Origin of the sequence: Streptomyces rhizosphaerihabitans (genome assembly GCF_025399795.1) — a bacterium.
Classification (GTDB): Bacteria; Actinomycetota; Actinomycetes; order Streptomycetales; family Streptomycetaceae; genus Streptomyces; species Streptomyces rhizosphaerihabitans.
Genome location: NZ_JAODTZ010000007.1, coordinates 125,371 through 136,382, shown reverse-complemented (window position 1 = coordinate 136,382; position 11,012 = coordinate 125,371). Strand labels below are relative to the sequence as shown.

Below are 11,012 nucleotides of genomic sequence, written 5' to 3'. Positions count from 1 at the left end.
GACTTCCGGCAGACCCTGCGGGGCCCGCGAACTACTCGCCGCGCTCCCGCAGTTGCTCCTCGTTCAGGCCCTGCCGCCAGTAGCCCACGAAGGTGACCCGCCCGCGGTCGATGCCGCGCTCGCGCACGAGATGGCGGCGCAGCTCCTTCACGCGGCCGGACTCGCCCGCGATCCAGGCGTACGGGGCCTGCGAGGGCGGGAGTTGGGCGGTCCGCAGGGCGTCGAGAGCCATGGAGGGACCCGGGGAGTCCGCATCGGAGCGCTCGTCCCGTACGAGCCAGGTGATCTCGGCGTCCGCCGAGGTCGCCAGATCCTGGATGTCGGCGGCGTGGTGAACCTCCAGCCAGGCGCGGACGCGCTGTCCCGCCGGGAGTGATTCGAGGATCGCGGAGACGGCGGGGACGGCCGTCTCGTCGCCCCACAGGACGACGAGGTCGGTGTCCGCGGGCGGCCGGAAGCGGATGGCCCGGTTGTCCTCGACGGCGGGACCGAGCAGGACGACGCGGTCACCGGCCCGTGCGCCGGACGCCCAGCGTGAGGCGGGCCCCGCCGGGGCGACCGCGCCCGGCTCCAGGCCGTGCAGCGCGAAGTCGATGTCGATCTCGTCGGGGCCGCGGCGCAGTTCGCGCAGGGTGTACGAGCGCATCACCGCCCGTACGCCGTCGGGCAGTTCACGCCAGCCCTGCCACCATCCGTCGCCGAGTTCGATAGGAACGGCCGGCTCGCTCTGGCCGGGGTGCGGCAGGAACAGGGACAGGGACTGGTCGCGCCCATGGGAGTGGAACGCCTGCAGATCGGGCCCCGTGAAGGTCACCCGGAGCAGCGACGGACCGAGCCGCCTCGTCCGTACGACCTGGAGGGAGAAGAAACGGAACGGGGCGGCTACGGCCGTCGTCATGAGTGCTCCTGAGTCAGCGTCAGGGGGTCGCGGACGGGGTCGCGAAGGGGGTCTCAGGCGACCTTCTTCGCGTTCTCGATGGCCTCGGCGAGCTTGTCGAGGATCGGGGTGCACTTGTCGTACGACAGGATCGGCTCGGGCGTCCGGGCGATGACCTGGCCGGCCTTGACGGCGGGCAGCTTCTTCCAGGTGGCCTCGGTGATGTCGGCCGGCTGGATGGTCGAGGTGCGGTCGTCCATGATGACGATGTCGGCCGGGTACTTGTCGACGTTCTCCCAGCTCAGGTTCTCGAACCAGCCGCCGCTGGCCTTCAGGGCCTTGGCGGAGGGCTCGACGATGTTCACGCCGAGCGCCTTGAAGTACTCCAGGTCGATGGAGAGGTTGGAGCCGGAGACGTAGAAGATGTCCTGGCTCGCGCTGCCGGCGAGCACCTTGATCTCGGGGCGGGCCTTGGCGGCCTTGCGCAGCCGTTCGGCGGCCGTCTCGAACTTCTTCTTCGCCTCGACGATCTTCGCGGACTTCACGTCGGCGCCGAGGGACTCTGCCAGCGCGAGCATGTGCTCCAGCGGCTGGGGCATCTGGACGTCGTAGACGGAGATTCCGACGCTCGGGGCGAGCTTGAGGATCTTGTCCTTGGACTCCTCGGGGACGTACCAGAGGGTGCCCGCGGTGTCGAACATCGTCGAGACCAGGACGTCGGGGGCGAGGCCCGCGTACTTCTCGATGTTGAACTGGCCCCACTCGTTGCCGAGGATCGTCAGCTTGCTGATGTCCATGTCGCCGGCCTGGACATCGGCCTTGCCGTCCTTGGTCTTCGTCGGGCCGAACACGCCCTTGACCTCGATGCCGTAGTCGAACAGGGCGGCGGCGACACCGGTGAAGGCGACGATGTTCGCCGGAGCCCTGTCCAGCTTCACCGTCGTGCCGCGGTCGTCCTTGAACGTCCACGGGCCGGACTTCTCGGCGGCCTTCGTCGAGTCCGAGCCACCGTTTTTCGAGGCGTTGTCGTCCCCGCAGGCGGCGAGGACGGCGCCGAGGCCGAGGGCGCCGCCCGCGGCGAGGATGCCGCGGCGGGTGAGGTGGGTGGCGCGGGCGTTGGGCATGAGTGTGGCTGCTTTCGGCACGGGGCGGGAGCGCCCGCCGGACGAGTTCGAAGATAGGTTAGCCTAACCTCAGTACTTGTCCAGGGGGTGGGTGTCGCGGCCGGGTCCGCGATCCGCCCGTGGGGTACGGCCGCTGACGCGACGACATCGCCGCTCCCGGTCCGGGGCCGGGTGTCGTGAGGGCTCAACTCGCTTGTGTCTCGGCCCGGTTGGCTGCCGCGCGGGCGTGCCGACCACGGTGCGGTCCCGCAGAGGTGGTGAACGCGGTGCGGGCGTCGGGGGCTCCCGGACCAGCCGCAGTCCCGCAGGTGGTGCCGAACGCGTCGCGGCCACCGGCGGGTGGGTGCCCGGCGGTGGCCGCGGTGTACTGGTGGTGCGCGAAGGGTCAGCCCGTGAGCCCCAGCTCACGGGCGATCAGCATCCGCTGGACCTCGCTCGTGCCCTCGCCGATCTCCAGGATCTTGGAGTCGCGCCACATACGGGCGACCGGGTACTCGTTCATGAAGCCGTAGCCGCCGTGGACCTGGGTGGCGTCACGGGCGTTGTCGACGGCGATCGTGGAGGAGTACAGCTTGGCGACCGCCGCCTCCTTCTTGAAGGGCTCCCCCGCCACGAGACGGGACGCGGCGTCGCGCCAGCCGACGCGGGCCATGTGTGCCTTCATCTCCATGTCGGCGATCTTGAACTGGATCGCCTGGTTGGCGCCGATCGGGCGCCCGAACGCGTGCCGCTCCTTGGCGTACTTGACCGACTCGTCGACACAGCCCTGCGCGAGGCCCGTGGCCAGCGCCGCGATGGCGATGCGGCCCTCGTCCAGGATGCGCAGGAACTGCGCGTAGCCGCGGCCCTGTTCGCCGAGCAGGTTGGCCGCCGGGACGCGCACGTCCGCGAAGGACAGCTCACGGGTGTCGGAGGCGTTCCAGCCGACCTTCGAGTACGGGGCCGCGACCGTGAAGCCCCGGGTGCCGGAGGGGACGATGATGGCCGAGATCAGCGGCTTGCCGTCGGGCTTGCGGCCGGTGACGGCGGTGACCGTGACCAGGCCCGTGATGTCCGTACCGGAGTTGGTGATGAAGCACTTGCTGCCGTTGATGACCCACTCGTTCGTCTCGGGGTCGAGGCGGGCCGTCGTACGGGTCGCGCCCGCGTCCGAGCCGCCGTCCGGCTCGGTCAGGCCGAAGGCGCCCAGGACCTCGCCGGAGCACAGACGGGGGAGCCACTCCCGCTTCTGCTCCTCCGTACCGAAGAGATGGATCGGCATGGCGCCCAGCGAGACGCCCGCCTCCAGGGTGATGGCCACGGACGAGTCGACCCGGGCCAGCTCCTCCAGGGCGATGCCGAGGGCGAGGTAGTCGCCGCCCATGCCGCCGTACTCCTCCGGGAACGGCAGCCCGAACAGGCCCATGCGGCCCATCTCCCGGACGATCTCGTACGGGAATTCGTGCCGCTCGTAGAAGTCGCCGATCTTCGGCGCCACGACGTCATGGGCGAACTCCTCCACCGTACGGCGGAGTTCTTCGAGTTCGGGGGAGAGGCGGTGGTCCAGGGACATGCGGATCACTCCTGGTGGGACTGAGTCGTTGTACCGAGTGCTTTGACGGTGCGGGAAGGGCTGGGTCGGCCCAGTTGTCCGGCCATCCACACGCTCGTGGCGGTGAGGCGGCCGAGGTCGACCCCGGTGTCGATACCGAGGCCCTGGAGCATCCATACGAGGTCTTCGGTGGCGAGGTTGCCGGTCGCGGACTTCGCGTACGGGCAGCCGCCGAGGCCGCCCGCGGAGGCGTCGACGGTGGTGATGCCGTGCTGGAGGGCGGCCAGGGTGTTGGAGAGCGCCTGGCCGTAGGTGTCGTGGAAGTGCACGCCGAGCGCGCTGGTGGGCACGCCCTCCTCGTTCAGTTCGGCGAGCAGGGCCTGCACATGGCCCGGCGTCGCCACGCCGATGGTGTCGCCGAGGCTCAGCTCGTCACAGCCCATGTCCATCAGCGCCTTGCTGACGCGGACGACCTGATGGACCGGCACCGGACCCTCCCAGGGGTCGCCGAAGCACATCGAGATGTAGCCGCGGACCGTGAGGTTCGCGGCCTTGGCGCGGTTCACCACCGGTTCGAACATGGCGAGCGCCTCGTCGACCGTCCGGTTGAGGTTGGCCTTGGCGAAGGACTCCGTCGCGCTGGCGAAGACGGCCACGTGCCGGGCGCCGAGCACCAGCGCCCGCTCCAGCCCGCGTTCGTTCGGGACCAGCACCGGAAGCGCCACCGGCAGGTCGGCCACCTGCGGGAACAGCTGCTCCGCGTCGGCGAGTTGGGGAACCCACTTGGGGTGGACGAAGCTGGTGGCCTCGATCGTGGCCAGCCCCGAGTCCGCGAGGCGCCGGATGAACTCCGCCTTGACCTCGGTCGGAACGGTCCCCTTCTCGTTCTGCAGCCCGTCACGCGCGCCGACCTCGTAGATCCGCACCCGGGCGGGTAGGTCCTGGGCCGGTACGGCCATCGGCAGGCCCAGTTCGGAAGTGCTCATGCCGTCTCCGCCTCCTCCACGGGGGTGATGACCGCCAGTACCTGATCCATGGCGACCGCCGTGCCCGGTTTGACGTCCAGCTCGCTGACGGTCCCGGCGTGCGGCGCGGAGATGACGTGCTCCATCTTCATCGCCTCGACCACCAACAGGCTCTGCCCGGCGCTCACTTCGTCGCCGACGGCGACCTTCACGACGGTCACCGTGCCCGGCATGGGGGCGGTCAGCGAATCGGCACCGGAGTGCGCGGCGCCGGTGAGCGACGCGGCCACCGGGTCGTGATCGCGCACATGCCAGGCGTCACCGTCGCGGCCGATCCAGTCGGCGGCGCGGTGGAAGGTGTGGCGCACCCCGTCGAGGGTCACCGCGACCCGGCCGGCGGTGACCGTGTGGGTGCCGCGCGGGGTGTACTCCACGGGGTCGAGGACCCGCAGGGAGAAGCCCACCGGTCGGGGGGTGCCGCCGAGCCTCCAGCCGCTCGGCACGGAGAACGGGTCGGTCCAGCCCTCGTCCGGCGGAGCCAGCTCGGCGAGCCGGACGGCCGCCGCCGCCTCGTACACCTCCTCCGGAACCTCCGCGGTGACCAGCCCCGCCGCCTCCCGCTCGACCAGACCGGTGTCCAGGTCGCCCGCCACCACGTCCGGGTGGGCCAGCAGACGGCGCAGGAATCCCGCGTTCGTCTGCACCCCGAGCGTGACCGTCTCGGCGAGGGCGGCCCGGAGTCTGCGCAGCGCCGTCGCGCGGTCGGGGCCGTACGCGATGACCTTGGAGAGCATCGGGTCGTAGAGGCTGCCGACCTCGGTGCCCTCCGAGAGGCCCGAGTCGGTGCGCACTCCGTCGCCCTGCGGCTCGTGCAGGGCGAGCACGGTGCCCCCGGAGGGGAGGAAGCCGCGCGCCGGGTCCTCGGCGCAGATGCGGGCCTCCACCGCGTGCCCGGTGAGGGTGATGTCCCGCTGCTCGTAGGGCAGGCGCTCGCCGGCGGCGACGCGCAGCTGCCACTCGACGAGGTCGAGGCCCGTGACGAGCTCGGTGACCGGGTGCTCCACCTGGAGGCGGGTGTTCATCTCCATGAAGTAGTACGAGGACGGGTCGCCGCCGGGGACGATGAACTCGACCGTGCCCGCGCCCCGGTAGCCGCAGGAGCGGGCCGCCTGGACGGCCGCCTCGCCCATCGCGGCCCGGGTGGCGGGGTCGAGGAGCACGCTGGGCGCCTCCTCGATGATCTTCTGGTGGCGGCGCTGGAGCGAGCACTCGCGCTCGCCCAGGTGTATGACGTGGCCGTGCCCGTCCGCCAGGACCTGGATCTCGATGTGCCGGGGCCGGTCGACCCAGCGCTCGACGAGAAGCGTGTCGTCGCCGAAGGAGGCCCGCGCCTCGCGCCGGGCGGCGGCGATCTCGTCGGCCAGGACCGCGGTGTCGCGCACCAGGCGCATGCCCTTGCCGCCGCCGCCCGCGCTCGGCTTCAGCAGCACCGGCACGCCGATCTCGCGGGCCGCCGCGATCAGCTCCGCGTCCGTCAGACCGCTGCCCGAGGAGCCGGGCACGACCGGGACCCCGGCCGCCTTCACCGTCTCCTTGGCGCGGATCTTGTCGCCCATCAGGGAGATCGCCTCGGGGGACGGCCCGATGAAGACCAGTCCGGCCCCCGCGCAGGCCCGCGCGAACGCGGCGTTCTCGGCGAGGAAGCCGTACCCGGGGTGCACCGCCTGGGCGCCGGTCCGGGCCGCAGCCTCCAGCAGCCGCTCCACCGACAGATAGCTCTCGGACGCGGGCGCCGGTCCGATCCGTACGGCCGTGTCGGCCTCCCGGACGTGCCGGGCGTCCGCGTCCGCGTCCGAGAAGACGGCCACCGAGCGCACGCCGAGCGCACGCAGGGTACGGATGACGCGGACGGCGATCTCGCCCCGGTTGGCCACAAGCACCGTGTCAAACATGGGTGGGTCCCCTCACATCCGGAAGACGCCGAACTGGGGGTCACCCAGGGGCGCGTTGGCGCAGGCGGTCAGGGCGAGTCCGAGGACCTGCCGGGTCTCCATCGGGTCGATCACGCCGTCGTCCCAGAGCCGGGCCGTCGCGTAGTAGGCGTTGCCCTGCCGCTCGTACTGCCGGCGGATCGGGTCCTTGAAGTCCTCTTCGTCCGAGGCCGGCCAGGATTCGCCCCGCGCCTCGATCTGGTCGCGCTTGACGGTCGCGAGGACCGAGGAGGCCTGCTCGCCGCCCATCACGGAGATCTTGGCGCCCGGCCACATCCACAGGAAGCGCGGCGAGTACGCCCGGCCGCACATCGAGTAGTTGCCCGCGCCGTACGAACCGCCGATCACGACGGTCAGCTTCGGCACGCGGGTGCAGGCGACGGCCGTCACCATCTTCGCGCCGTGCTTGGCGATGCCGCCGGCCTCGTACTGGCGCCCCACCATGAACCCGGAGATGTTCTGCAGGAACACCAGCGGGATGCCGCGCTGGTCGCACAGCTCGATGAAGTGGGCGCCCTTCTGGGCCGACTCGGAGAACAGGATGCCGTTGTTGGCGACGATCCCGACCGGGTGGCCGTGGATCCGCGCGAAGCCGGTGACCAGGGTCTGCCCGAACTCCGCCTTGAACTCGGCGAAGCGTGAACCGTCGACCACGCGTGCGATGACCTCGCGCACGTCATAGGGGGTGCGGGAGTCGACCGGCACCGCGCCGTACAGCCCGTACGGGTCGACCTTGGGCTCGGCCGACGGCTCCACGGACCAGGGGAGCGCCCCGCGCGCGGGCAGGGTGGCCGCGATGTTCCGGACGATCCGCAGCGCGTGCGCGTCGTCCTCCGCGAGATGGTCGGTGACGCCCGACACGCGTGCGTGCACCTCGCCGCCGCCCAGCTCCTCGGCCGTGACGACCTCGCCGGTGGCGGCCTTCACCAGCGGTGGCCCGCCGAGGAAGATCGTGCCCTGGCCGCGCACGATCACGGCCTCGTCGCTCATCGCCGGCACATAGGCGCCGCCCGCCGTGCAGGAGCCGAGGACGGCCGCGATCTGCGGGATGCCGGCGCCGGACATCCGCGCCTGGTTGTAGAAGATCCGCCCGAAGTGGTCGCGGTCGGGGAACACCTCGTCCTGCATGGGCAGGAAGGCGCCTCCGGAGTCGACGAGATAGACGCAGGGCAGGCGGTTCTCCAGCGCGACCTCCTGGGCGCGCAGGTGCTTCTTCACGGTCATCGGGTAGTACGTGCCGCCCTTGACGGTGGCGTCATTGGCGACGATCACGCACTCGCGCCCGCTGACCCGGCCGATCCCGGCGATGACGCCGGCGGCCGGGGCCGCTCCGTCGTACATCCCGTCCGCGGCGAGCGGCGCCAGCTCCAGGAACGGTGAGCCGGGGTCGAGGAGGGTGTCCACACGGTCGCGGGGCAGCAGTTTTCCGCGCGCGGTGTGCCGGGCGCGCGCCTTCTCGCCGCCGCCGAGCCGCGCCGCGGCCAGCTTGAGGCGCAGCTCCTCGCCCAGCGCGCGGTGTGCCGCCTCGTTGGCCCTCCAGGCCTCCGACGCGGGGTCTGCCGCGCTCGTCAGCTCCGGTGCCTCTTGCATCCTGCGGTCCCCTCACCAGGTGGTCGACCAGTTAATGAGCGTTAACGCAACTCCTTCAGGTTAACGACCGCTAACCCCCGTGTCTAGAATTGTTTTCATGGCCACCAGAACCGACGCCCCCACCCGGCGCGAGCAGATCCTCAGGGAAGCGGCCCGGCTCTTCGCCGAGCGCGGTTTCCACGGCGTGGGAGTGGATGAGATAGGAGCGGCGGTCGGCATCAGCGGCCCCGGTCTCTACCGGCACTTCGCCGGCAAGGACGCGATGCTCGCCGAGCTGCTGGTGGGGATCAGCGGGCAGCTGCTCACGGGCGGCAAGCGCCGGGTGGCGGAGGCCGACGGGAGCGCGGAGGCGCTCCTCGACTCGCTCATCGAGGGGCACATCGACTTCGCGCTCGACGACCGCCCCCTGATCACCCTGCACGACCGCGAGCTGGACCGCCTGCGGGACAGCGACCGCAAGCTCGTGCGGCAGCTCCAGCGCCAGTACGTCGAGCTGTGGGTGGAGGTGGTCCGCGAGGTGTACCCGGAACTGACCGAACCCGCCGCCCGTTCGGCCGTGCACTCGGTCTTCGGCCTGCTGAACTCGACCCCGCACCTGGGGCGCCCGGGCGCGCTCCCGGGGCGCACGGGGACGGCGGAGCTGCTGCACCGGATGGCACGGGGGGCCTTCGGAGCGGCTGCCGTGGCCCCCGGGACGCCCGTGGCCCCCGGGGTGGCAGCAGTGACCTCCGAGGCTCCCGTGGCTCCCGGGGCGTGACGAGCGTCTCGGGGGTTGACCTCTGGACGGCGCTCGTGACCGACGGGTAACCTCGTATCTGAGCAAGCGCTTAGAAATGACCCAGGTATCCAGGCGGAGGTGGCGGCGGTGCGCCGTACTGTGTTCAACGAGGACCACGAGGCGTTCCGGGAGACCCTGCGCGCCTTCATCGAGGCCGAGGTCGTCCCGGTCTACGACGAGTGGTTCGCCGCCGGCCAGGCGCCGCGCGACTTCTACTACAAGCTCGCCGAGCTCGGCGTCTTCGGCATCCGCGTGGACGAGGAGTTCGGCGGCGCCGGCATCGACTCGTACAAGTTCGAAGCCGTGATGTACGAGGAGACCTCGCGCGCCGGTGTCCAGTTCGGCGGCTCCGGTGTGCACGTGCTGCTGGGCCTGCCCTACATCAAGTCGCTCGCCACCGACGAGCAGAAGAAGCGCTTCCTGCCGAAGTTCGTCAGCGCCGAGGAGATGTGGGCCCTCGCGATGACCGAGCCGGGCACCGGCTCCGACCTCGCGGGCATGAAGACCACCGCCAAGCTCTCCGAGGACGGCACGCACTACGTCCTCAACGGCTCCAAGACCTTCATCACCGGTGGCGTCCACGCCGACCGCGTGATCGTCTGCGCCCGCACCTCCGCGCCCACCGCCGAGGACCGCCGCCACGGCATCTCCCTCTTCGCCGTGGACACCAAGTCCGAGGGCTACTCCATCGGCCGCAAGCTGGACAAGCTGGGCCTGAAGACCTCCGACACCGCCGAGCTGGCGTTCGTCGACGTGAAGGTGCCCGTCGAGGACCTGCTCGGCGAGGAGAACAAGGGCTTCTACTACCTCGGCCACAACCTCGCCTCCGAGCGCTGGGGCATCGCCTTCGGCGCCTACGCGCAGGCCAAGGCCGCCGTCCGGTTCGCCAAGGAGTACGTCCAGGAGCGGACCGTCTTCGGCAAGACCGTCGCCTCCTTCCAGAACACCAAGTTCGAGCTGGCCGCCTGCCAGGCCGAGGTGGACGCGGCCGAGGCCGTCGCCGACCGCGCCCTGGAGGCCCTCGACGCCGGTGAGCTGACCCCGGCCGAGGCCGCCAGCGCCAAGCTGTTCTGCACCGAGGTCGCGCACCGCGTCATCGACCGCTGCCTCCAGCTGCACGGCGGCTACGGCTTCATGAACGAGTACCCGATCGCCCGCCTGTACGCGGACAACCGTGTCAACCGCATCTACGGCGGGACCAGCGAGATCATGAAGACGATCATCGCCAAGGACATGGGCCTGTAAGGTCCGAGAAAAGACTGCGCGGTACAACTGCCTTATGAACGAGGCACTTCAGTCCCTCCTCGATCTCCTCGATCTCGAGCGGATCGAGGAGGACATCTTCCGCGGCCGTTCCCGGTCCGCCGTCGTCCCTCGGGTCTTCGGCGGACAGGTGGCTGCGCAGGCCCTCGTGGCCGCCGGGCGCACGGTCCCCGAGGACCGGCTCGCCCACTCCCTGCACGCGTACTTCCTGCGGATCGGTGACCCCGGGGCGCCCATCGTGTACTCGGTGGACCGCATCCGCGACGGCCGCTCCTTCACCACCCGCAGGGTGGTCGCGGTCCAGCACGGACAGCCGATCTTCCATCTCTCCGCGTCCTTCCAGGCGTACGAGGAGGGCATGGAGCACCAGGCGCCGATGCCGCCCGCGCCCGACCCGGAGACGCTGCCCACGGCCGCCGAACTGCTTCCCCTGTACGCCGACGTCTTCACCGACGCCGAGGTCGTGGAGCGCATCCTGGAGGCCCGGGAGTCCGTCGATCTGCGCTATGTCGACGCGCCGCCGTACGCCACCGTCGGCGAGGCCCGCGAGCCGCGCTCCCAGGTGTGGTTCCGCACCAACGGCAAGCTCGCCGACGACCCGCTGCTGCACGTCGTCCTCGCGACGTACGTCTCGGACATGACGCTCCTCGACTCCATCCTGCTCGCCCACGGGCGCGGCGGCTGGGTGACCGGCGATGTCGTCGGCGCCTCGCTGGACCACGCGATGTGGTTCCACCGCCCGTTCCGCGCCGACGAATGGCTGCTGTACGACCAGGAGTCACCGTCGGCATCCGGCGGCCGCGGCCTCGGCCAGGCCCGGATCTACACCCAGGACGGCCGGCTGGCCATCTCGGTGATCCAGGAAGGCGTGGTCCGCGTCCCGCGATAGCGAC

General features: G+C 70.9%; 9 protein-coding genes. 3 read left to right on the top strand and 6 right to left on the bottom strand.

Annotated features, from left to right (window positions below; all coding sequences use genetic code 11):
* Positions 1 to 31: 31 nt before the first annotated feature.
* The 6 genes from N4G66_RS09535 to N4G66_RS09510 all read right to left on the bottom strand — a co-directional run bounded on the left by N4G66_RS09535 (position 32) and on the right by N4G66_RS09510 (position 8,078).
* Positions 32 to 898 (bottom strand): siderophore-interacting protein, encoded by an 867-nt coding sequence (locus tag N4G66_RS09535; RefSeq protein ID WP_261703568.1) that lies wholly within the window; start codon positions 896 to 898, stop codon positions 32 to 34.
* 53 nt (positions 899 to 951) lie between these two features.
* Positions 952 to 2,001: an ABC transporter substrate-binding protein gene (locus N4G66_RS09530; RefSeq protein WP_261703567.1), complete on the bottom strand. Its 1,050-nt coding sequence runs from the start codon at positions 1,999 to 2,001 to the stop codon at positions 952 to 954.
* A 385-nt stretch (positions 2,002 to 2,386) separates the two neighbouring features.
* The gene (locus N4G66_RS09525; RefSeq protein WP_261703674.1) at positions 2,387 to 3,547 is read right to left on the bottom strand and encodes an acyl-CoA dehydrogenase family protein; all 1,161 of its coding nucleotides are present in this window, start codon (positions 3,545 to 3,547) and stop codon (positions 2,387 to 2,389) included.
* An 11-nt stretch (positions 3,548 to 3,558) separates the two neighbouring features.
* Positions 3,559 to 4,518: a hydroxymethylglutaryl-CoA lyase gene (locus N4G66_RS09520; protein WP_261703566.1), complete on the bottom strand. Its 960-nt coding sequence runs from the start codon at positions 4,516 to 4,518 to the stop codon at positions 3,559 to 3,561.
* Positions 4,515 to 6,449 carry an acetyl/propionyl/methylcrotonyl-CoA carboxylase subunit alpha gene (locus tag N4G66_RS09515; protein ID WP_261703565.1) on the bottom strand — a complete coding sequence of 645 codons (1,935 nt, stop codon included), beginning with the start codon at positions 6,447 to 6,449 and terminating at the stop codon, positions 4,515 to 4,517. The genes N4G66_RS09520 and N4G66_RS09515 overlap by 4 nt, the downstream gene beginning before the upstream one ends.
* A gap of 12 nt (positions 6,450 to 6,461) precedes the next feature.
* A complete protein-coding gene (locus tag N4G66_RS09510) occupies positions 6,462 to 8,078 on the bottom strand; it encodes a carboxyl transferase domain-containing protein (RefSeq protein ID WP_261703564.1) in 1,617 nt (538 codons plus the stop codon).
* Between the two features lie 97 nt (positions 8,079 to 8,175).
* On the opposite strand from N4G66_RS09510, the gene N4G66_RS09505 reads away from it, so the two are divergent.
* The 3 genes from N4G66_RS09505 to tesB all read left to right on the top strand — a co-directional run bounded on the left by N4G66_RS09505 (position 8,176) and on the right by tesB (position 11,008).
* Positions 8,176 to 8,835 (top strand): SACE_7040 family transcriptional regulator, encoded by a 660-nt coding sequence (locus N4G66_RS09505; RefSeq protein WP_261703563.1) that lies wholly within the window; start codon positions 8,176 to 8,178, stop codon positions 8,833 to 8,835.
* A gap of 108 nt (positions 8,836 to 8,943) precedes the next feature.
* A complete protein-coding gene (locus N4G66_RS09500; protein ID WP_261703562.1) occupies positions 8,944 to 10,101 on the top strand; it encodes an acyl-CoA dehydrogenase family protein in 1,158 nt (385 codons plus the stop codon).
* A 34-nt stretch (positions 10,102 to 10,135) separates the two neighbouring features.
* Positions 10,136 to 11,008: an acyl-CoA thioesterase II gene (gene tesB / locus N4G66_RS09495; RefSeq protein WP_261703561.1), complete on the top strand. Its 873-nt coding sequence runs from the start codon at positions 10,136 to 10,138 to the stop codon at positions 11,006 to 11,008.
* The last annotated feature ends 4 nt before the right edge of the window (positions 11,009 to 11,012 follow it).

Bases quoted from the DNA above. Each gene is read 5' to 3' on its own strand.
- N4G66_RS09535 (WP_261703568.1), bottom strand. From the start codon at position 898: ATGACGACGGCCGTAGCCGCCCCGTTCCGTTTCTTCTCCCTCCAGGTC.
- N4G66_RS09530 (WP_261703567.1), bottom strand. From the start codon at position 2,001: ATGCCCAACGCCCGCGCCACCCACCTCACCCGCCGCGGCATCCTCGCC.
- N4G66_RS09520 (WP_261703566.1), bottom strand. From the start codon at position 4,518: ATGAGCACTTCCGAACTGGGCCTGCCGATGGCCGTACCGGCCCAGGAC.
- N4G66_RS09515 (WP_261703565.1), bottom strand. From the start codon at position 6,449: ATGTTTGACACGGTGCTTGTGGCCAACCGGGGCGAGATCGCCGTCCGC.
- N4G66_RS09510 (WP_261703564.1), bottom strand. From the start codon at position 8,078: ATGCAAGAGGCACCGGAGCTGACGAGCGCGGCAGACCCCGCGTCGGAG.
- N4G66_RS09505 (WP_261703563.1), top strand. From the start codon at position 8,176: ATGGCCACCAGAACCGACGCCCCCACCCGGCGCGAGCAGATCCTCAGG.
- tesB (WP_261703561.1), top strand. From the start codon at position 10,136: ATGAACGAGGCACTTCAGTCCCTCCTCGATCTCCTCGATCTCGAGCGG.